This is a genomic window from Bacillus sp. EB106-06-01-XG163, from assembly GCF_058791615.1.
The window spans coordinates 80,359-101,036 of record NZ_JBYTDS010000016.1 but is presented as its reverse complement, the minus strand read 5'-3'; the positions used below and the strand labels follow the sequence as shown (position 1 = coordinate 101,036).

Here is a 20,678-nt window from a genome sequence, read left to right as displayed (position 1 = left end):
AGCCGCCGGTCACATACCGACAGCTGGCTGCTTAAAGGTGTTTTGATCCCTGTCTCAAAAACGGGGGTCAGTCCCCCAGGGCAATGCTCTTTTTATTTTTTCTCCTCATACGGCAGGACAAACAGCGGTTTATCGGGCTTCCATTCCGCATACAGCACGTCCTCCGTTCTTTTGATGTTCAGCTTTTTCAGCTCCTGAGTCAGCTGCTTTTCTTCCAGCCCGGCTTCTTTCAGATTTTCATACAGCACTTCGCCGTCAATAATCAGCGTGACCGGCAAAGAGACCTGCTTCGGCTTTATTTGCATGTCGCCGTTTTTCGTCGTGTCATATTGAAATTTCGGCAGGACACTGACCATCCCGTTTGTTTCTAAAATCGCGTACTCCGCTTCCTGTATGGAAAAGCAATTCGCCTGTCTGAGAAGGCTTTGCAATTGATTAATGTCCAGCTTATTCTTTTTCAGCACATCATATTTCAGTTTTCCTTTATGTATGATAATACTCGGCTCGCCTTCCAACAGCTTTCTGGAGCTTTTTACTTTCTGCGTAATCAGTTCGATGAGATAAATTAAAACCCCCCATAACAGAGAGGCAAAAATGATTTCAAAAATCCTGACGCCTTTATCATACACCGCATTTCCGACCAGTTCGCCGAGGATGAGCGCGGAAATAAAATCAAACGGCGTAATTTGCGAGAATTGAGTTTTTCCAAGCAATTTTAAAATCACAAATAAAATACCCAAACCGCATACTAACTCCCAAGCCACTGTAAGTAAATGTCCCATATTCGCACCTTCTTCTTAAAAGTCATTACCATTATGGACATTCGCCTGTTTTCTATACAGCGGCCGGCAACACACAAAAAAACGCAGCCGAGGCCGCGTTTTTTCACTTCTGCTTACTGTTTTTGATTCGATCTGACGACCCGTAAGCACACCTCAGCGGCATAACCGGCAGCCGCTCCGGAACCCGCAAACATCGCGGCAAGCCCCAAGCCCATTCCTTCCCAGCCGCCGACACCGAAAATGCTGTAAACAACCGTACCGAAAGCAGTCAGGCCCAGCACCGCCAAAAGGCACTCAGGCCACATCTTTTTCGGCCATTTCTTGCGGAGCACAGCCGATACGGCAAAGTTAAGACAAAATGCGGCCAGACAGATCAGAAAAAAAAACCCCATGTCTTTTGCACCTCCGTCATGAGTAGCTTTTTATTTGCTCACCTTTTTTTCAAACAAATGATAACCCGGCGCGGGTCCTTTTGATTCGTACCCCATTCCGCTGTAAAACGACTGAAGCGCCTTGTTTTCGGACACGCAATCGAGCCGGATTTTCGTTTTTCCCGGACAAGACACACCCGTCTCCGCCCAAGTCATGATTGTCCGGCCGAGCCCCGCCCCTGCAAACCGCCTGTTAATCGCCAGCCGGTGGAGATATACGGACTCCTCATGTCCTTCATCGCCCCAAAGACGTCTGTCCCACCCGCTTGCTTCGGGAAGCAGCATGACGACGCCGGCCAGCTCTTCATTCTGCCTGAATAAAAAAACATACCCTTGGGCGATCGCCTCCCGCATATTGTGGGTATCTTCCCCTTGCAGAAGGCCGCTCCACTGGTTCGACCCTTTATCGCGAAGCCATTCTGCCGCTTGCACGAGCAGATCCATGACCTCTTTTGCATCATCTTTCCGGGCGGGGGTGACCCGGAATGCCCCCGCCGTCTCCTCCGTAATCGTAAAAGGTGTCATAAAATCCTCCTGTAATCAGAATATTCGACACCTTTATTATAGACCAAACGCAGAAAGGAAAAAAACAGCCGTCGTGTTTGAGGGCCGTTTAAAAAATTTTCTTCTTATCACGTTCTTCTTTTAAAATCTCAACCGCTTCCCTGAAACGCATAGAGTGGACGATTTCACGCTCACGCAGAAAACGGAGTGAATCATTCAGGTCAGGATCATCGGAAATATCAATAATCCATTGATACGTCGCTCTCGCCTTTTCTTCAGCCGCAATATCCTCATATAAATCAGCGATCGGATCTCCCTTCGCCTGTATGTAAGACGCTGTGAACGGAACTCCGGCCGCATTGTGATAAAACAGCGCGCTGTCATGGTTGACGTAATGATCACTGAGCCCTGCATCACGCAGCTGCTCCGGGGTCGCATCTTTTGTCAGCTTATAAATCATCGTCGCAATCATTTCTAAATGCGCAAACTCCTCCGTGCCGATATCCGTCAGCAGGCCGATCACCTTGTCAGGAATCGTGTAGCGCTGGTTTAAGTACCGGAGCGCTGCGGCCAATTCGCCGTCCGCCCCGCCGTATTGTTCAATGAGAAACTTAGCCAGCATCGGGTTGCATGTACTGACTTTAACCGGATACTGCAGCTTTTTTTCATATACCCACATTTACAGATCCCTCCTTATACTTGCCATGGCCAAGGACCGCGGCCCCAGTCCCATTGAGCGCCGACCTGACTCACGCCGAATTGCAGAAGCGGTCCGTACTCAGGCTCAAACCGCTTTCTCAGCTGTCTTGAGTACCGGGAATATTCATGAAACTGCTGAAGCGCGAGACGGTCATGGGGATGCGTATCCAGATAAAGCGTCAGCTCCACCAAGACAAAGTCCGCCGCCTGAATTTGCTCCAGCAGCCGATAATATTCATCATCAATCTTTTTCGCCATATTCGATTCCCCCCCGATAAGGATTATCATAGAAATCGTAAAGATCCTTCCAAAGGGTCCCTTTTCTCAATGCCTCCATCGGAGAAAACTGCTCTAAGTGATACGGCTGAAACCGCATATAAAGATGCGGCGGCGTTCTGAAGTATTTTCTCCCGATCGGCGGGCAGGGATCAAACCGGCTGTGGAAGGGTTTATAGGATTTGACCGGTGTAAACGGCTGATTTTCTTTCATTACGATCCTCCTTTCCTAAACACATGACCTTAATAGGTATGAATCCGTATCGGCATTTATGCCCTGTAAGAAAATAAAAAAGCCCGTTAAAAACGGACTCAATGTAACTCATCTGGAATTTGAAGTAAAAAAATCATAATGAAAAATCTGATTGAAAGCGCTGATAATGTTTCAATGTATATTCCGTAATTTGTTGATCATATTCAGGATATTCATATCTCAATAAAACAGCCACTGACTTTGAATATGCTCTAAAGAGACCCTGGCAGTCAAACAATGCCTTCCACACGCCTTCATAAGTATTGCCGACATAAGTATTCAGCAGAATTTCCCAATCTTTCGCATTCATGTAATGTTGAATATACTTATAATTCTTCCCTACACTTAATGAAAACTGATTCTCTATCCCGATATTCCACGCAATCATACGCAAAACATTAGGCCTTAAAATGTCATTCATATGATCCAGCGCAAACAGTATTTCTTTACGCATTAATCCTTTAATAACATAGGTTGAAACCATCCAAAATTCATTGCAGCAATCATCAAACTCTCTGGGGGTCGGTTTCTTTATATGATATTGTTCATCACTCGCAATAATCTTACTGTTGATTCGGTGATCCTTGTCTAATAATATTTCCGCCAAACCATCACTCTGTGTAAAATAAGCCTCTGTTTGACTCAGAGGGATCAAAGTTAAGTCGATTTTATGATGATCTTTAAAAAGCATTAGATAGGAGAACCAGTCTCCGAGTTCCGGAGGGAAAAGTTCCATATCTTCAGGTTTTTGCATCATCATTCTTTCGCCAAACTGATCCAGCCAGCTTTCGTCAGATGTGAAAGAGTCCATATCGGTCACAAAATAAGAAATATCATAGTCTTGAAATTTGTCTCTCGGTACATTTTTATTGGTTCTTGATCCCTCTAAAGTGACAAGACGGATTCTCTCGTCCTTCATCGCAATATCAAGAATCAATTTCATCATTTCGCCTTCACTTCTCACATGGAAAACCTCCCGATAAAGAGATTTTTACAGATCATGCTTTTCAGTTTATAAACAACTTGCTCATGATTTACAGAAAAGTCCTATGTACTTGATGATTTTGCTCCAATCGTAACACAGCTGCAAGAACATGAGAAGAGCACTCTTGCTGTTCCAAGAGTGCTTTTCCCGAATGGTCAGATATATTGGCTGTCCCGATGATGATGATGATGATGATAGAACGGGTAGCCGCCGTAGCCGCCATAGCCGCCAAAACCGTACCCCGGATATCCTCCGTAGCCGCCGTAGCCGCCAAAACCGTACCCCGGGTAGCCATAGCCGCCGCCGAAACCGTATCCCGGATATCCTCCGAAGCCGCCGTAGCCACCGTAGCCGCCGTAGCCGCCGTAGCCGCCGTAGCCGCCAAAACCGTACCCCGGGTAGCCTCCGTAGCCGCCATAGCCGCCGCCGTAAATCGGTCTTCTTTCATTCATGATTTATCGCTCCTTCACATAGGTTACAGTCCAGTTTATGACATGCGGAAGGAAACGTATGGGCATCCGCCCAGTTTTGGCGAAATAATCAATAATTGCTTACGGAGAAATACGATACAGGCCGACCGCATAAGCAAAATAAAAAGGCCGGAACTTATGCCGCCCCGGCCTTTTTGTCTTTATTCGCCTAAATCTACATTGTGATAAACCTGCTGTACGTCTTCGAGGTCTTCCAGCACATCGATCAGCTTTTCAAATTGAGCTTTCGCATCTTCCGGGAGCTCGACTTCATTTTGCGCAAGCATCGTCAGCTCCGCAACCGTGAACTCTTCAACGCCGGCATTTTTGAATGCCTCCTGTACGGCATGGAATTGATCAGGCTCGGCATACACGATAACACTGTCATCCTCTTCTAAAATATCGCGCACGTCCACATCAGCTTCCATCAGCAATTCCAGCGCTTCATCCGCCGTCTTGCCTTCAACGCCGATAACGGCGGTCGCATCAAACATGTAAGCGACAGACCCGCTCACACCCATATTTCCGCCGTTTTTCCCGAATGCGGCGCGCACTTCAGGCGCCGTGCGGTTTACATTATTCGTTAACGCATCAACGATGATCATTGAACCGTTCGGGCCGAAACCTTCGTAACGCAGCTCGTCAAAGTTCTCCTCCGCGCCGCCTTTCGCCTTTTCAATCGCACGCTCAATAATATTTTTCGGCACACTGTACGTCTTCGCGCGCTCAAGCACCACTTTTAGCGCCTGGTTCGATTCCGGATCTGGCTCGCCTTGTTTTGCCGCCACATAAATCTCACGGCCGAACTTCGCATAAATCCGGCTCGTATTTGCGTCCTTTGATGCTTTCTTTTCTTTAATATTGTTCCACTTACGGCCCATTTTGTTCCACTCTCTTTCACGAATTGAATCTGTATGATAAATACTCTGCTTCTATTATACCTCAGCGGTTGGGTTGTTTCGAGTGTAAGACATTAGAAAAAACAGGCACGCTTAAAATCACCGGAGCGCAGTAAGCCGAATGTGAGGGTTATTATACAAAACATAAAAAGCCTCCCTTCATACAGGAAGGAAGTCGCAAGCCAAAAGATTCATTTTATTCTCATTACCTATTTCCTACACTGTATATCCTGACTCACGTGGTAAAATTTTGATATCGAACAAAAGAAAGGATATGGTCATGAAAGTTTTCGAAGCAACCACCCTCCTCGCCGCCGCCAAGCAGCGCGCGGGTGAATATAAAAAACTGCGCGGTCAGATGGTCAACCTGAAAAAAGCGTTTCAAGGTATGGCTGATCTTGGTGACAATGATTTCTCAGGCCGGGGCGCAAATAACATCAAAGCTTTTTTTAAGGACCACGCCGGCGTCACAGACAGCTGGCTTGATCTGATCGACATGAAAATCGCATTTCTCACAAGCCTTCCCGGCAAGGTCGAAGACGCCGGACTTTTCAATTCGCATGTGGAGGAATCATTTCTGGAGCATGAGCTCACCCACGCCCTCAGTAAATCAAAGGCGATTATGGAGGAGCAGAAAAAGGACATGCGCTCCATCCTCGGAGAGATCGATGACATCATCTCGCTTGATCTATTTTCAACGGAAAGCACAGATCAGAAGCTTTCTTCAGCTGACAAAAAAAGAAGCGAAACGATACATAAGCTCGGCAAGCTTGATCACGATCTAACGAAAGAATACGCAGAAACCGAAGCAAATGAACATTTTATCCAAGCAGATTTCCAGCAGCTTCAAAACGCAACAGGCAAAGGAAAAAGCGCCACGCCGCTTCACTACAATGCCAAAGCGTACCGAGAAAGCGACATCCATAAGAAAAAAGGCGATATCGCAAGACATTCGGATGCTTATTTGACGATTAAGAAGGAAGAGGCGAAAGAGCGAGAGATTGAAAAACTGAAAGAAAGACTGAAAAACTACGATTATGCGAATGCCGATGAATTCTACTCAATGGCCAAAACAATCGGCTATAAAAACCTGACAAAAGAACAGCAGCGCTACTTCACTCAAATTGAAAACACGCGTGAACTTACAGACGGTTTCAAAGGCGTTGCCGTCGGCCTTTATGATTCCGGAAAAGACGCGGTCACAGGCCTGTGGGATATGGTCACAGATCCGGGCGGAACGGTTGAAGCCATTACAGGAGCGGTGGCTCACCCGATCAAAACGTATGAAGCCATTTCAGCGGCAATCGAAAAATCGTACCAAAAAGACATGGTGAATGGCGACACCTACTCCAGAGCAAGATGGGTGTCATATGCAGTGGGCACCGTTGTGACATCAGTCGTCGGCACAAAAGGCGTCGGCGCCGTCTCAAAAACAGGCACAGCCGCCAAAGTGACGACCAAAGTCAAAACAGCAGCAAGCAAATCCGCCACAGCACAAAAAGCGATAACGGTCTCAAAACAAACCGTTGATCACATCAAACAAAAAGTAAACACAGGCATGGAAGTAGCAAAAAAACGTGTCAAAACCAAGTTGAATCAAATCGGAGATCTCACCCTGGCTGATATTCTCCCGTATCATCCGCGTCACGACTTAGTGCCGGCAGGCGTTCCTTACAACGCAGTCAACGGGGTCACACTTAAAGAAGGACTTCAGAAATTCGCCAAGGTCATCCTGCCGAAACCGTACGGAACCTCCGCAAGCGGCAGACGGACACCGGCACCGCATGTACCGCCGGTAACAGTCAAATACGGCGAGCATTTTGCGAAATGGACCAGAAAGAAAGTATTGAAGCCGAATGTCATCTACAAAACAAAAGAAGGCTACACGTACACCACTGACAACTATGGTAGAATTACAAGTGTCAAAGCAGACTTGCAGCTGGGAGAAGCAAAACGCAACCAATATGCACAGTCAAAAGCAGGTAAACCAGACCGTCTGACAGATGACGACGGAGGCCACCTAATCGCCACCCAATTCAAAGGCTCAGGCCAATTCGACAACATCGTGCCGATGAATTCTCAGATTAATAGGAGCGGCGGGAAATGGTATGAGATGGAGCAGGAATGGGCAAAAGCTCTTAAAGAAGAACCTCCCGAAACAGTTAGTGTGCAAATAGAAAATGTTTATCAAGGCGATTCATTGAGACCAACTTTATTTAAAGTGAAGTATAAAGTTGGTGATGGCAGATATAAAAATATGACAATAAGAAACCAAGCAGGAGGTTGATATTATGGAGACAGAAAAAATGGGCCAATTATATCAAAAAATAGCAGAACTAATTAATGAAATGATTCCAGCAGAATGGAATAAAGTTGCTCTATACGCAGAGATTTTAGATGACTCTAGAGAAGTATACTTTTTCTTTAATACAAAAAATAGTGAAGCGTTCATTTATTCACATGACATTCCGGAACATTATCAAGTAAGTGAACAAATTTATGATGACTTGTTAATCGAACTACAAGATTTATTTGATGAACTAAGAGATGAATGGAAAGCGAATAACTCAGATGTGTGGACTAACCTTACACTCAAGCTAGAGCATACCGGAAAGTTTTCAATTGACTATGATTATGATGATGTTATTGCTTCAGAACTAAACGGTACTCAACGTCAAGTAGTTTGGGAATATAAACATTTAGGTTTGGTTCCTACTGGTAAGAAAAACAGGGAGTTCTTGGAACGCTATCTCAATTCGGAAGAAGAATAATCTATTTTACAATAATCAAAAATGCTCAGCCTTCACTGCTAGGCTATTTTTATAACTAAGATTTCTCGACGATTAAAGGTGAAAAGATTGGAAACTAGGAAAATGCCAGATTTGTATCAGCTTATTAGTCAGAATTTGAATGACATCATACCTTGTGAATGGACAAAAATTTATCTTTATGCAGAAGTATTAGATGATTCCACAATGGTTCTTTTTCACTTCAAAACACCAGAAAATAATCAAATTATTTATTCACAAGACATACCTAGCCACTACAACGTAAGCAAGGACATTTTCAAGACGTTATTAAGAGAGCTAAGAGAACTTTTTGAAGAATTAAGAACTGAACACAGAAATAATAACAATGATGTTTGGACGAACCTTACACTAACATTGGATAGCAGTGGAGAATTCCAATTAGAATATAATTCTGATGATATTTTAGCATCAGAATTAGATGGTTATGAAAGAATCGCAATATGGGAATATAAAAACCTTGGTATTTTGCCTGAAGATGACGATGATAAAGAATTTGTAATTAGCTACCTCGGTCTATAATAAAAAAATAGCTCAGCCCTACTCTGCTGAGCTATTTTTTATAAACTAATCTAAAATAAAGAATTTTCAGAGGTTTTCTATATGAATATATTGATTACTCTATAATGAGGCTAACCTTTCTCAAGACAATTATCTATCATTATGCAAACAACCTATAACACTACCAAAAATTTCCGGTAATTATTGATTCATCTTTAAACTATAATATATTTGTCCAAAGATTGAATAATTGGGCAAACTATAGACTTAAAGGTGGAGTGGAAGCCCCGCTAAAAGGATTGAGGATTAAATAATAGGAGGTTTATATGGAGCGCCAAAATTACGTATCATTATGGATCGGAAGTATAAAGGATAATGAATCATTAAGTAAATATGTTGAATTAGTTTACAATGAAGATGAGGGTGATTTTCTTCCTTCCCAATTTTTAATTGACTTTGATATAGATATCGATGATTTAGATGAAGATTTTATAGAAAAAGTTGCACATGAAAATAGTCGTAACAATTTACCTGCACTAATTGACGGCTGTTCATACGATAGTGTCATCTTACCTCGTTTCGAAGACATAGTAGGTACCACACTCCCTGATCAAATCAATGCTGCTGTTCTTTTATATAATTTTGAATATGACGGCAGGGAGAAAGAAATAAACGCAAAAAACTATTCATTTAAATTTATTGGAGCAGTTTCCTATGTATAAAAGAAAAAATCATAATAAAACATAATTCAGAATTACATTTTCATAATGTAGAGATTTTATTAGATGGTTATTCATACTACTTGGAAGAAGATAAAAAGTAGGATGACTAGAAGAAGGCTCTCTTTTTTTCAGAGGCCTTTTTTGTTTGCGTGTAAAACCTAAAAGACTATAAACATCTATAGATAAACAAAAGGAGGGGCGTTCTCTCACAAACAAAGTAACTATAACTTGAGGTTATTCTTCACTATCATCCACTCCATGCACCGCCGAAGGAGTGCCTTACAACACAGTCAATCAAAAGTTTAAAAGAAGCACTGCAAGCATTCGCCAAAGTGGTACTGCCGAAACCGTACGGAACCTCCGCAAGCGGCAGACGGACACCGGCACCGCATGTACCGCCGGTAACAGTCAAATACGGCGAGCATTTTGCGAAATGGACCAGAAAGAAAGTATTGAAGCCGAATGTCATCTACAAAACAAAAGAAGGCTACACGTACACCACTGACAACTATGGTAGAATTACAAGTGTCAAAGCAGACTTGCAGCTGGGAGAAGCAAAACGCAACCAATATGCGCAGTCAAAAGCAGGTAAACCAGACCGTCTGACAGATGACGACGGAGGCCACCTAATCGCCACCCAATTCAAAGGCTCAGGCCAATTCGACAACATCGTGCCGATGAACTCTCAGATTAATAGGAGTGGCGGGAAATGGTATAAGTTAGAACAAGCATGGTCGCAGGCGCTTAAAGAAGAACCTCCAAAAAAGGTTACGGTCACAATTGAAAATGTGTATGAGAGCGATTCGTTAAGACCCACTTTATTTGATATAACATATAAAATTGGAGAAGAAAGAACAAAGAGCATAACAATTAGAAACCAAATTGGAGGCTGAAAAATGGAAACTACTAAAATGGAACAACTATATCAAAAGATTGCTGAAAAAATAAATGATATGATTCCCTCCGAATGGATGAGGGTTACTCTATACGCCGAAATTTTAGATGACTCCAGAGAAGTTTATTTTTTCTTTAACACACATGAAGACGAAGAATATATTTATTCACACGATATTCCAGAACATTTTCAAGTAAGTAATCGAATTTACAAAAATATGCTACTAGACCTTCAAGATTTATTTGATGAATTAAGGGATGAATTTAAAAAGCAATCCTCAGATATTTGGACTAACCTCACACTAAATTTAGATAGAAACGGTGAATTCTCAATTGATTATGATTATGAAGATGTACTCGCTTCAAAATATACTGATACTGAGCGACAAGTCATTTGGGAATATAAGCACTTGGGAATTACGCCAATAAGCGAGAGTAGCAGAAAGTTCCTTGAACAATATCTAAATGAACAATGAAAAAATGGGTGAACTATCAAAAGATTGCTGAACATCTAAATGAAATGATTCCATCTCAATGGGAAAAGATCGTTTTATATGCTGAAATACTTGATGACTCAGCGGATATATACTTTTATTTTACAACACCAAATAACAGTAATTATTTATTTTCTCATTATATACCTGAACACTTTGATGTAAGCGAAGAGATTTACGATCAACTGCTGATTGAACTTCAAGAGCTATTTGAAGAACTAAAAGAAGAATTTAAACTAGGCAATCAAGATATTTGGACAAATCTCACTTTAAAATTAGAAAACACCGGAAAGTTTTCAATTGATTATAATTATGATGATGTTTTATTGTCTGAACTTGATGACCTTCAAAGACGAGATGTTTGAAAATATCAAAATCTCGGCATACTGCCAGCTGATGAGGAAGATAGAAAACTCATAGAAGAGTATCTAAACATATAATAAGCTTTCAAACGGCTAAAAAAATTAAAAAGGATTCTGATATTGTGGAAACTGAAAAGATGGGAGTACTATATCAAAAAATCGCTGAGCAAATAAATGAAATCATACCGTCTGAGTGGGAGAAGGTTGCTCTTTATGCCGAAGTTTTAGATGACTCTACAGAGGTTTACTTTTTCTTCTCTACCCCTCAAGATCAAGAATATATATATTCACATGATATTCCAGAACACTTTAACGTTGATGAAGATATTTATGACGAACTTCTATATGAATTGCATGATTACTTTGAAGAGTTACGGGATGAATTTAAAACAAACAACGAGGACTTATGGACAAACCTCACTTTACATCTCGAACGAAGCGGTAAATTCTCAATTGACTACGATTACACCGATGTCATCGCCTCAGACTTAAACGGAACACAACGACAAGTGATATGGGAATATCAAAATTTAGGGATATTGCCTGAAGATGAGAACGATAAAGAATTTGTAATAAGCTACTTCGGTCTATAAATCAATAATGGCCCAGCGCTTCTCTGCTGGGCTATTTTTTATAACTAGGATTTCTCGACAATTGAAGGTGAAAAAGTTGGAAACTAAGCAAATGCAAGATTTGTACCAGCTTATTAGTCAGAAATTAAATGACATCATACCTTGTGAATGGGCAAAAGTATATCTTTATGCAGAAGTATTAGATGACTCTACCATGGTCCTCTTTCACTTCACGACACCAGAAAAACATCAACTTATTTATTCACAAGATATATCTGCCCGATACAGTGTAAATAAAGATATCTTCAACACTTTTCAAGAGAAATCCGAGAACTCTTTAGAATTGAGCACAAAAAGAATAATGATAAACAAAACAGGCAGCATCCAGTAAACGGATGCTGCCTGTTACATCGTTATGTATCGTCTGAGGAGGTCATTTATTTTGTTTTTTAAATATGAAAATAGATATGACGGTAAATATGATGGCTGTAATGACAATGACCCACAAGCTCGCAGCCGTACTGATAAAATGGCCGTTTAACTTGTAGACGATCCCGTAATGCTTTTCATATTCCTGTATTTGGTCCGCAGAAGCATGTTTAAATACTTTATCAACTGAGTCTGTCATAAACGCTTTTCTGAACAGAACAGCGGTGTGGCTGATAGGGAAATACATAATAATCTTCTGCACAAACACCGGTACGCCGCCGATCGGCACATATACTCCGCATAAAAAACCGATGGCTGTTCCGACAATCGTACTTAACGTCGAAAATGCATTTTGTGTGTGAATAAACAGCGTTAAAAATAAATTAATGGAGCTTGACAGTGCAACTGAAAGAATAATAATCCCCAATACTTCAAGTATATCTGTACCGCTTAAAAGTTTGCTGCCTGATGAAACGAGAAAAATTTCACAGCCTAAAAAGGCGATGAATGAAAAGATCAAGCCGATGACAAATGAATGAATGACATAGCTCAATTGGATGGTCGCCCTTGATAAAGGAGCTGTTAAAAAGTCATACGTTCTTTTACTTTCTTTATCTTTCACCATAATTCCGAAAGCGCCTAAAGTCGTTGTCACAGCTGTAATGGACAGCAATCCCGCCACCATCCATTCGTTCACCATTGCTTTGGAATCATCTGTCGAACCGACCAAGGCCTTAATGGCGTCCAGCTGTGTCTGCTGTAAGAACACGGCATATAACAGAATGACGATAAATACTGACAGCAAAGAAAGAAGCAAAAGCGTTCGATCACGGAAGTATATTTTTATATTTCTGCTGATTAAACTGGATAAAGACTTCATTTATGCAATGCTCCCCTTTACTGGCAAACTGCTTCCTTGTTCTTCGATAATATGGATAAACACATCATCCATATTCCCTTTAATCACCTCGAAAGATTCAATTTTTCCTTCAAGGCCTTTCAAAATGTCAAACGCTTGGAGAGTGGACTCTACACGAAGGGAATAAATAGAGTTTTTAACCGTAAAATCCAGTTGTTTATTTTCAAACCATGCAGTCGGATCAACGCCTTGCTTAAACATCATATGCAGACTGTCAAACGCATATTGATCTTTCAGCTGACTCGGTGTACCCTCTGCGATCAGACGTCCTTCTTTGATGACCACAACGTTATCAGCCACAGCGGCCTCCTCCATGTAATGGGTCGTTAAAAAGATCGTCATGTTTGTTTCTTCCTGCAGCCTTTTAATCGCATTCCAAACAAAAACTCTCGTTTGCGGATCAAGACCTGTAGTAGGCTCATCTAAAAATAATATTGTCGGTTTATGGATGATGGCACGGGCAATATCTGCTCTTCTTCTTTGTCCGCCTGACAAATCGCTGTATTTTTTCTCCTTAATATCATCCAATTTTAAATAGTCTGTTACAAACTGATAGTTCTCTTGCACTTGTGCCTTGCTTAAATGATAATATTGTCCGCGGTTCATGATATTTTCATAAACGGTCAATCGTTCATCCAAAATGCTCTCTTGAAAGACAACCCCAATCTTTTTGCGGATATGATTATTCTCTTTCCCCTCACCAAGCGTATAACCGTCTATTACCACTTTTCCGGATGTCTTTTTAATCAGCGTACAGAGAATATCGATAGTGGTCGATTTCCCTGCACCGTTCGTTCCCAGAAATGCAAACAGCTCGCCGCGTTTGACAGAAAAGGATACCCCTTTCACTGCTTCAAATGATCCATATTTTTTACGAAGATCCGTTACTGTAATAATGTCTTGTTCTTCTCCCATTCTGTTCACCTCGAAAAGTAAGATTCTATACCGTTGTTCACTAACTTTATATCGTCATTTCCGCCAGGATTTTCTCATTTTTATCCAACTTTATTATCTTTTTATAAATAATTATAACGATATAATTTATTATTTTCGCGTTTTGTTATTGGGTTTAGGCTCGGTGGATTTTCTATACATAGGGATCACTTATTGATTTTGCATGAAACTTATACATGCTGTAATCAATAAACCCTTTATCATAAAAAGGGTTTTTATTGGTTAAGAATCTCTAATACTATTTAAAATTCTTGTTTGTAACCGAAATACATATTATCTTAGAATATTCAGAAAGGAGAACGTAATGGAAACATGCCCTTATTGTGCAACTTCAATTCAAAAGGATAATCAGTATTACTGTAGTTTTTGCTTAATGTACATACATAATGTTCAGAGAGATGGCAAACGTGAAATCATAGAATATCGTGAGCATACTTCTGAATTAGATTTGGATAAGTCGACACCAGAACTAATGACTCTGCCAACAATTGAATTATTTCATTTACTGCGGCTCTCAAGAAAAATACGCAAACAGAAGTATGATCAGCTATATAAATCTCGACTTGAATCAGAAAAGGGAAATGAATCAGAAAGTGTTCAAATCGCAACGGATAGTTACCAATATTACACAAAGAAAATGTATATCATAGAGAATATACTAAATAAACGTCTGGGTTACATTCCGGATAGGATAGATAATGTATTTCTTAAGAGTTATTTAGAAAAAGTAATGATTAGTAAGGAGAAAAAACAAGATATGAAAGTGTATTAAAAAAGCTGCCCCTCTAGAGTGAATATTAATAAAGGGTTCCTAAAAAGGTACCCTTTATTACATAAAGAGATGTATAGAAAGCTATATTATAGGCGTTAGCCAAACATCTTCTGGTACTCCTCTCATGTCACGAGTTCGTCCTGAATGCAAAAAAAATGCGGATTAAAAAAAGGCAACCATCCCTAAGGGTTAGTTGCCTTCTCTTAATTCCAGCACAGCCACACACTCCACATGATTCGTATGCGGGAACATATCCACCGGCTGCACTTCTAGCGTCTGATACCCGCCATCCTCAAGCACCCGCAAATCTCTTGCAAGCGTGCCTGGATTGCAGGACACATACACCACCCGCTTCGGTTTCATGTCGATGATCGTCCGCAGGAGGGCTTCGTCGCAGCCTTTTCTTGGCGGGTCGACGACTAGCGTATCTGCCGTGATGCCTTCTTCATACCATTTCGGAATGACGGTTTCCGCTTCTCCGACTGCGAATTCTGCGTTCGTGATGCCATTCAGCTCAGCGTTGCGTTTTGCATCCTCGATGGCTTCCGGCACGATTTCGACGCCATACACCTTTTTCGCCTGCTTCGCCAAGAAGAGAGAAATGGTTCCGATGCCGCAGTAGGCGTCGATGACGGTTTCTTCTCCTTGAAGCTCCGCGTACTCAAGCGCTTTGTCGTAGAGCACTTTTGTCTGTTCCGGGTTGACCTGATAGAACGATCTGGCGGAGATGGCGAATTTGACGTCTCCGATGAGGTCGTAGATGTATTCTTCGCCCCAGATGACGTTTGTTTCGTTCCCAAAGATGACGTTTGTTTTATTTGGGTTGATGTTTTGCACGATGGATTTGACGTGCGGGAATTGCGCCGTGATGTCTTCGATGATTTTCGCTTTGTGCGGAAAATCGCTTGTTCTTGTGATGAAGACGATCATCATTTCGCCCGTGACGACGCCGTATCTCACCATGATGTGACGGAGCCAGCCTTTGTGGCGTTCTTCGTTGTAGGCTTTGACGCCGTATGAGGCGCAAATATCTTTGACGGCTTGAACGGCTTCGTCGTTTTTGGATTGCTGGATCATGCAGGCGCTCATGTCAATGATGTCATGGCTTCTTTGCTGATAGAATCCGGCGACGAGTCCGCCTTCTCTTTCTCCTACCGGCACCTGCGCTTTGTTTCTGTAGTTCCAAGGGTCTTCCATGCCGAGTGTCGGGTGCACGGTGACGTTGGACAGGGCCAGCTTGCCGATCCGTTCTAAGACGTCTTTGACTTGTTTCTGTTTAAACAAGAGCTGGCCTTCATAGGTCATGTGCTGAAGCTGGCAGCCGCCGCATTGTTTGTAGATTGGGCACGGGGCATCCGTTCTGTGCGGGCTTTCTTCCTTCAGTTCAATCAAGCGGCCGAAAGCGAAGCCTTTTTTGACGCGTGTCACTTTGATTTGCGCTTTTTCCTCAGGCAGGGCGTTCGGCACGAAGATCGGGAATCCCTGAACCTTTGCGACGCCCGCTCCTTCGTGCGTCAAATCCTCAAATGTCACATCATAGTATTCATTTTTTTCTACCGGGGGTTTCATTTTCATCTATAATCACCTCTAGTTTTACCAATAGCCTTGTTTCAGCGTGCTGGCAAACCTTCAAATTCAATGTCAGCCTTCAAAGGTTTCCGATCACGCTGAAAAGATGACAAAATCCTAAAACGAATACTGTTTTAGGATTTTGTCCGCGTATTAATCATCCAGCTGTTCCGCTTTCTCCTTCGGCATGATGACGTGAATATGCCGGTACAGGTTCACGAATTCGCCCGGCAGCATGCCGCCGTACTCGCCGTCCAGGTTCAGCTGCATCTTTTCTGATACATTGACTTTCACACGGTTCGCTTTTGTGTAAATAATGTGCTGATCGTTAATATGATCGCCTCTGAGCGCCATGCTCGCGACTCTGATAAACTCCGCGAGATTGGCTTTTTTCAAAATAATCAAATCAAACATGCCGTCATTCAGGCTGGAATCAGGGGCCAGTTTCTCGAATCCGCCGACCGAGTTGGTCAGCGTCACTAAAAACAGCATAATTTCGCCTTTAAACAGCTTGCCGTCATATTCAATCTCGACTTCTGTCGGTCGAAGTGAAGGCAGCATTTCCATTCCCTTTAAATAATAAGCAAGCTGGCCGAGCATCGTTTTCAGTTTGCTTGGCACATCATACGTCAGCTCCGTCAGACGGCCTCCGCCGGCGATGTTGATAAAATACTGACCGTTCACCTGTCCGATGTCGATCGGGCGGGCTACGCCGTTAATGACGGTATCAGCGGCATTCAGTACATTCTCTCTCGGAATGCCCAGCGCTCTGGCGAAGTCATTTGTCGTGCCGACCGGAATGATGCCGAGTGTCGGGCGTTTGTCTAACGGTGCAAGGCCGTTGACGACTTCATTAATCGTTCCGTCTCCGCCGGCTGCGATAATCAGGTCAAACTCCCGCAAAGCGGCTTCTTTTGCGGCGTTGGTGGCATCCCCCGCGCATGTGGTGGCATGGGTGGAGGTTTCATAACCGGCTTGTTCAAATTTTTGCAGGACCTGGGCAAGATTTTTCTTAAAAAGCTCCCGTCCTGAAGTCGGATTGTATATTATGCGTGCACGTTTCATTATCTCATCATCCTACTTAAGAGTATCCGATCCATTATTAACACTAACAACCTTTAATTATACTATGACTTGAGAAAATCGCAACAATATGTACAGGAATTGCCAGAAGAAAAAAGGCCCCGGCTCCGTTTAAGGAGCCAAGGCCCGCTGTCTTACTCTTCTTCCGTTCCAGGTTTTTTCTTACGGAATTTCGCTAATACTTCATATACGATCGGCACAATCAGAAGGGTAAGCAGAGTCGAACTGATTAAACCGCCGATAACAGTGACACCGAGTCCTTTAGAAATGACCTGGCTTCCGCCTTCGAAGCCCAATGCCAATGGAAGCAGGGCGCCGATTGTCGCGATCGCCGTCATCAGAATCGGACGCAATCTCGTAGAGCCGGCTTCCAGGAGCGCTTCTCTCGTCGATAAGCCTTCCGCTTCTTTATGGATGACGCGGTCAATTAAGACAATCGCATTTGTGACGACGATTCCGATCAGCATCAGCATACCGATCATGGCATTCAGACTGATCGTCTCTCCGGATACATACAGTCCGGCTAATGCGCCGATGACTGTAAACGGAAGCGAGAACAGAATCGCAAACGGCGCTAATGCTCCACCGAACGTGATCACAAGAACGAGGTATACGATGGCGATTGCGGCAAGCATTGCTAAGCCGAGTTTCGTAAAGGAATCAGCAATATCCGCTGATACACCGCCGGTATCAATCGATACATTGTCCGGGTGATCCAGTTTGTCAACTTTCTTTTGAACGGCTGATGACACCTTCGTGACGTTGTCAGAAGTGACGGTTGCCGTTACGTCAGCGTACACTTTGCCGTCGCGTTTGGAAATGGTATCGGATGTCGTGCCGTTTTTCACTTTCGCCACATCGCCGATTTTTACTTCTTGGCCTGCAGGCGATGTGATGGTTTTATCCTCTAATTCTTTTACACTCTTATACTGGTCTTTTTCTGTTTTGATGTTCACATCAAGCTCTTTGCCGTCCTTTTTCACCGTTGTCAAAGGAGACTGTGACGTTTGGGACATCAGGGCTTGGGAGATTTGCGAAGCCGTCAGGCCCTGCTTGCTGAGTTTCTCCTGGTCAGCGACAAACGTGTACTCATCATATGTGCTGGAAAGGCCTGAGTTGACGTCTTTCAGATCTTTCTGCTTTTTCATGATGCCTTCGATGTCTTTGACCGTGCCTTTAATATCAGACTCTGAATCTCCGTACACATAGTACGTTAATTCGTTGTTGTTGCCTGACGAACTGAAATTTTGTGATTTCCATTCGCCGCGGCTGGATGTTTTTTTGATTTCTTTTAAGACATTGTCTTTTTCTTTGTCAAAATCAGGCGTGTCATCCTCGTATTTCACGTAGAACAATGCGCCGTTTGAGCTTCCGCCGAGCGGACTTTGCGAGCCTAATGAATACTGAACGGTATCGACATGTTTGCGTTTAAGCAGCATGTCTTCCGCTTTTTGCGCAGCTTTTTCAGCTTCGCTTTTCGTTTCGCCCGGTTCAGGCGTGTATGTGAGCTGCATCGTTTTGTCCGCTTGCGCAGGCAGGTAGCTCGCGCCGATCAGAGGTACGAGGAACAAACTGCCGACAAGCATCAGAACCGCGATGATAGATGTAATCCATTTATGTCTTAATGACCAATTCAGCACTTTTTTATAGAAATTGGCCAATCTGCCCGGCTTATGCTCTTTCGCTTTAACAGGCGCGCCTGTGAGCGATTTTTTGAATAAGCTGTGCGCAAGCATCGGCACCAGTGTGATCGAAATCAACAGCGATGCGGCAAGCGCGAAGACGATTGTTAATGCAAACGGCATAAACAGCTCGCCGATCTGTCCGCCGACCATGGCAAGCGGCAGGAATACGGCAATGGTTACGATCGTTGATGACATGATCGGTTTAAACATTTCTTTCGTCGCTTCACGCACCAATTGCTTCCCGCGTAAAGGTTCATCTTTCAGCCTCATGCGGCGGTAAATGTTTTCGATCACGACAATCGAATCATCGACTACCCGTCCGATGGCGACCGTCATCGCACCGAGCGTCATTATGTTCAATGTGACATCAAGCTGATTCAGCACAAGAAGCGCAATCAGCAGTGACAGCGGGATGGAAACGATAGAAATCATCGTTGATTTAATATCTCTTAAGAATAAGAGAATGATCACGACCGCAAAAATCGCGCCGAAAATCGCTTTGCTTAACATCGTATCCACCGACTCTGTAATCGGCTCTGCCATATCAAGAGTCGAGCTGTACTTGAACCCTTTATGGTCTTTTTTGTATTGATTCAGTTCATCTTTAATCGCATCGGCCACTTCTACCGTGTTGGCGTCATTGGCTTTTACGATATTAATTCCGATGCTGTCCTTTCCGTTCGTGCGGGAAATGGATTCAGCTTTTTTCACATCTTTAATGTCGGCAATGTCAGAAAGCTTGACTGTCGGCACCCCTGCTGCCGCGCTTTGCTGTGCCTGCTGCATAGCCTGAGCGTCCGCCGCAGATGCCGCACCGGCTCCGCCCGTTTGACCTTGAGCGGCAGAAGAAGATGTGACCGGAATCCTCATATCTTTCAGATCTTTAATTGACGTAATATCTCCGTTAACGACAACTGATTTTTCTTTGTTGCCGAATGTGTACAATCCAAGCGGCGTATTGACGTCAGAGCCTTGGATCACTTTCTTGACGGTATCTTCATCAAGTCCGTACTCTTTCATTTTTTTGTCTTTGAAAGAGAATTCCACCTGCTCTTCCTGCTGTCCGGAAACTTGCACGGACGCAACGCCCTGAATGCCTTCAAGCTTAGGAACGAGAGTGTTTTCCACATTTTTGGTCAGGTCTTCAAGCGAGCTTTTGCCGCTTGTCACACTGAGCGTCAAAATCGGGAAAGAGTTGAGGCTGTAACGGGAAATGTCAGGTTTTTTCGCGTCGTCAGGAAGGCTGACACTGTCCAGCGCTTCAGCGACTTCGGTTTTCGCCTTGTCCATATCCTTGTTGTAATCATATTCAATCATAACCGATGAGACGTTTTCAGAGGATGTGGACGTTACGACGCTCACTCCTTCTAAATTCTGGACCGCCTGCTCGATCGGTTTTGTCACGTCATCCGCAACTTGACTCGGAGCAGCTCCGGGATAAGTCGTATTTACTGAAAGGTAAGGCATGTTGACGTCCGGTATGGATTCCTGCTTCATATTCATACCGGCATACAGCCCTGCTACAGTAACGATAATCGTCATCAGCCAAACTGCGAATTTGTTCTTCAGTACAAAGTTAATAATGTGGTTCATCATGTCCTCCGTTAATTTTTATT

The 20,678-nt window shown here is 43.1% G+C and carries 21 protein-coding genes and 3 pseudogenes; 10 read left to right on the top strand and 14 right to left on the bottom strand.

The window, feature by feature from the left end; genetic code table 11:
- Positions 1-92 precede the first annotated feature (92 nt).
- From AC3WTF_RS17000 to AC3WTF_RS16960, 9 genes are all read right to left on the bottom strand, one after another.
- On the bottom strand, positions 93-782 hold the full coding sequence (locus tag AC3WTF_RS17000) for a YetF domain-containing protein (RefSeq protein WP_020955473.1): 690 nt from the start codon (positions 780-782) through the stop codon (positions 93-95).
- A 113-nt stretch (positions 783-895) separates the two neighbouring features.
- Positions 896-1,174 (bottom strand): YesK-like family protein, encoded by a 279-nt coding sequence (locus tag AC3WTF_RS16995; protein ID WP_007408936.1) that lies wholly within the window; start codon positions 1,172-1,174, stop codon positions 896-898.
- A gap of 30 nt (positions 1,175-1,204) precedes the next feature.
- A complete protein-coding gene (locus tag AC3WTF_RS16990) occupies positions 1,205-1,738 on the bottom strand; it encodes a GNAT family N-acetyltransferase (RefSeq protein ID WP_020955472.1) in 534 nt (177 codons plus the stop codon).
- Between the two features lie 88 nt (positions 1,739-1,826).
- A complete protein-coding gene (cotJC, locus tag AC3WTF_RS16985; RefSeq protein ID WP_003155700.1) occupies positions 1,827-2,396 on the bottom strand; it encodes a spore coat protein CotJC in 570 nt (189 codons plus the stop codon).
- A 14-nt stretch (positions 2,397-2,410) separates the two neighbouring features.
- Positions 2,411-2,674: a spore coat protein CotJB gene (gene cotJB, locus AC3WTF_RS16980; protein WP_007408934.1), complete on the bottom strand. Its 264-nt coding sequence runs from the start codon at positions 2,672-2,674 to the stop codon at positions 2,411-2,413.
- On the bottom strand, positions 2,658-2,906 hold the full coding sequence (gene cotJA, locus AC3WTF_RS16975; protein ID WP_007408933.1) for a spore coat-associated protein CotJA: 249 nt from the start codon (positions 2,904-2,906) through the stop codon (positions 2,658-2,660). Before cotJA ends, cotJB begins: the two co-directional genes overlap by 17 nt.
- 133 nt (positions 2,907-3,039) lie before the next feature.
- Entirely contained in the window at positions 3,040-3,909 is an 870-nt protein-coding gene (gene ant(6), locus AC3WTF_RS16970) for an aminoglycoside 6-adenylyltransferase (RefSeq protein ID WP_042634942.1), read from the bottom strand.
- Between the two features lie 176 nt (positions 3,910-4,085).
- Positions 4,086-4,382 (bottom strand): hypothetical protein, encoded by a 297-nt coding sequence (locus tag AC3WTF_RS16965; RefSeq protein ID WP_007408931.1) that lies wholly within the window; start codon positions 4,380-4,382, stop codon positions 4,086-4,088.
- A 179-nt stretch (positions 4,383-4,561) separates the two neighbouring features.
- Complete coding sequence (locus AC3WTF_RS16960) at positions 4,562-5,281, bottom strand: YebC/PmpR family DNA-binding transcriptional regulator (RefSeq protein WP_003155709.1); 720 nt, start codon at positions 5,279-5,281, stop codon at positions 4,562-4,564.
- Positions 5,282-5,579: 298 nt separating this feature from the next.
- Between AC3WTF_RS16960 and AC3WTF_RS16955 the strand changes: the two genes are divergently transcribed.
- The 9 genes and pseudogenes from AC3WTF_RS16955 to AC3WTF_RS16915 form a co-directional block, all read left to right on the top strand.
- Positions 5,580-7,586 (top strand): T7SS effector LXG polymorphic toxin, encoded by a 2,007-nt coding sequence (locus tag AC3WTF_RS16955; RefSeq protein ID WP_492314314.1) that lies wholly within the window; start codon positions 5,580-5,582, stop codon positions 7,584-7,586.
- A 4-nt stretch (positions 7,587-7,590) separates the two neighbouring features.
- Positions 7,591-8,070, top strand: a complete 480-nt coding sequence (locus AC3WTF_RS16950; protein ID WP_042634940.1) for an antitoxin YezG family protein — start codon at positions 7,591-7,593, stop codon at positions 8,068-8,070.
- Positions 8,071-8,157: 87 nt separating this feature from the next.
- On the top strand, positions 8,158-8,628 hold the full coding sequence (locus AC3WTF_RS16945; protein WP_042634939.1) for a TIGR01741 family protein: 471 nt from the start codon (positions 8,158-8,160) through the stop codon (positions 8,626-8,628).
- A 305-nt stretch (positions 8,629-8,933) separates the two neighbouring features.
- A complete protein-coding gene (locus AC3WTF_RS16940; RefSeq protein ID WP_007408929.1) occupies positions 8,934-9,329 on the top strand; it encodes an immunity 22 family protein in 396 nt (131 codons plus the stop codon).
- Positions 9,330-9,565: 236 nt separating this feature from the next.
- Positions 9,566-10,222, top strand: a pseudogene (locus tag AC3WTF_RS16935) (DNA/RNA non-specific endonuclease); the annotation flags it as partial.
- A gap of 3 nt (positions 10,223-10,225) precedes the next feature.
- Entirely contained in the window at positions 10,226-10,699 is a 474-nt protein-coding gene (locus tag AC3WTF_RS16930; RefSeq protein ID WP_032871739.1) for an antitoxin YezG family protein, read from the top strand.
- Positions 10,689-11,157 (top strand): annotated as a pseudogene (locus AC3WTF_RS16925) (immunity protein YezG family protein). The gene AC3WTF_RS16930 and the pseudogene AC3WTF_RS16925 overlap by 11 nt, the downstream one beginning before the upstream one ends.
- Before the next feature lie 44 nt (positions 11,158-11,201).
- Positions 11,202-11,672, top strand: a complete 471-nt coding sequence (locus AC3WTF_RS16920) for an antitoxin YezG family protein (protein ID WP_039062743.1) — start codon at positions 11,202-11,204, stop codon at positions 11,670-11,672.
- A 91-nt stretch (positions 11,673-11,763) separates the two neighbouring features.
- Positions 11,764-12,017: pseudogene (locus AC3WTF_RS16915) on the top strand (TIGR01741 family protein); the annotation flags it as partial.
- Between the two features lie 67 nt (positions 12,018-12,084).
- Here AC3WTF_RS16915 and AC3WTF_RS16910 read toward each other — a convergent pair.
- Entirely contained in the window at positions 12,085-12,960 is an 876-nt protein-coding gene (locus AC3WTF_RS16910) for an ABC transporter permease (RefSeq protein ID WP_047935418.1), read from the bottom strand.
- Entirely contained in the window at positions 12,961-13,914 is a 954-nt protein-coding gene (locus tag AC3WTF_RS16905; RefSeq protein WP_003155721.1) for an ABC transporter ATP-binding protein, read from the bottom strand.
- Between the two features lie 343 nt (positions 13,915-14,257).
- Between AC3WTF_RS16905 and AC3WTF_RS16900 the strand changes: the two genes are divergently transcribed.
- A complete protein-coding gene (locus AC3WTF_RS16900) occupies positions 14,258-14,725 on the top strand; it encodes a hypothetical protein (protein ID WP_042634937.1) in 468 nt (155 codons plus the stop codon).
- Positions 14,726-14,914: 189 nt separating this feature from the next.
- Here the strand turns inward: AC3WTF_RS16900 and rlmD are convergent, their stop codons facing one another.
- From rlmD to AC3WTF_RS16885, 3 genes are all read right to left on the bottom strand, one after another.
- Positions 14,915-16,300 (bottom strand): 23S rRNA (uracil(1939)-C(5))-methyltransferase RlmD, encoded by a 1,386-nt coding sequence (gene rlmD, locus AC3WTF_RS16895; RefSeq protein WP_268556658.1) that lies wholly within the window; start codon positions 16,298-16,300, stop codon positions 14,915-14,917.
- Between the two features lie 147 nt (positions 16,301-16,447).
- Positions 16,448-17,359, bottom strand: coding sequence for a diacylglycerol kinase (locus AC3WTF_RS16890; protein ID WP_032867571.1), 912 nt, complete (start codon positions 17,357-17,359; stop codon positions 16,448-16,450).
- Between the two features lie 152 nt (positions 17,360-17,511).
- Positions 17,512-20,655, bottom strand: coding sequence for an efflux RND transporter permease subunit (locus AC3WTF_RS16885; protein ID WP_020955459.1), 3,144 nt, complete (start codon positions 20,653-20,655; stop codon positions 17,512-17,514).
- Between the last annotated feature and the right edge of the window lie 23 nt (positions 20,656-20,678).

Coding starts and splice junctions, on each gene's coding strand:
- AC3WTF_RS16930 (WP_032871739.1), top strand. CDS start 10,226: ATGGAAACTACTAAAATGGAACAACTATATCAAAAGATTGCTGAAAAA.
- AC3WTF_RS16940 (WP_007408929.1), top strand. CDS start 8,934: ATGGAGCGCCAAAATTACGTATCATTATGGATCGGAAGTATAAAGGAT.
- AC3WTF_RS16955 (WP_492314314.1), top strand. CDS start 5,580: ATGAAAGTTTTCGAAGCAACCACCCTCCTCGCCGCCGCCAAGCAGCGC.
- AC3WTF_RS17000 (WP_020955473.1), bottom strand. CDS start 782: ATGGGACATTTACTTACAGTGGCTTGGGAGTTAGTATGCGGTTTGGGT.
- AC3WTF_RS16885 (WP_020955459.1), bottom strand. CDS start 20,655: ATGAACCACATTATTAACTTTGTACTGAAGAACAAATTCGCAGTTTGG.
- cotJA (WP_007408933.1), bottom strand. CDS start 2,906: ATGAAAGAAAATCAGCCGTTTACACCGGTCAAATCCTATAAACCCTTC.
- rlmD (WP_268556658.1), bottom strand. CDS start 16,300: ATGAAAATGAAACCCCCGGTAGAAAAAAATGAATACTATGATGTGACA.
- AC3WTF_RS16965 (WP_007408931.1), bottom strand. CDS start 4,382: ATGAATGAAAGAAGACCGATTTACGGCGGCGGCTATGGCGGCTACGGA.
- cotJB (WP_007408934.1), bottom strand. CDS start 2,674: ATGGCGAAAAAGATTGATGATGAATATTATCGGCTGCTGGAGCAAATT.
- AC3WTF_RS16905 (WP_003155721.1), bottom strand. CDS start 13,914: ATGGGAGAAGAACAAGACATTATTACAGTAACGGATCTTCGTAAAAAA.
- AC3WTF_RS16910 (WP_047935418.1), bottom strand. CDS start 12,960: ATGAAGTCTTTATCCAGTTTAATCAGCAGAAATATAAAAATATACTTC.
- AC3WTF_RS16960 (WP_003155709.1), bottom strand. CDS start 5,281: ATGGGCCGTAAGTGGAACAATATTAAAGAAAAGAAAGCATCAAAGGAC.
- AC3WTF_RS16995 (WP_007408936.1), bottom strand. CDS start 1,174: ATGGGGTTTTTTTTTCTGATCTGTCTGGCCGCATTTTGTCTTAACTTT.
- AC3WTF_RS16900 (WP_042634937.1), top strand. CDS start 14,258: ATGGAAACATGCCCTTATTGTGCAACTTCAATTCAAAAGGATAATCAG.
- AC3WTF_RS16890 (WP_032867571.1), bottom strand. CDS start 17,359: ATGAAACGTGCACGCATAATATACAATCCGACTTCAGGACGGGAGCTT.
- AC3WTF_RS16950 (WP_042634940.1), top strand. CDS start 7,591: ATGGAGACAGAAAAAATGGGCCAATTATATCAAAAAATAGCAGAACTA.
- AC3WTF_RS16990 (WP_020955472.1), bottom strand. CDS start 1,738: ATGACACCTTTTACGATTACGGAGGAGACGGCGGGGGCATTCCGGGTC.
- cotJC (WP_003155700.1), bottom strand. CDS start 2,396: ATGTGGGTATATGAAAAAAAGCTGCAGTATCCGGTTAAAGTCAGTACA.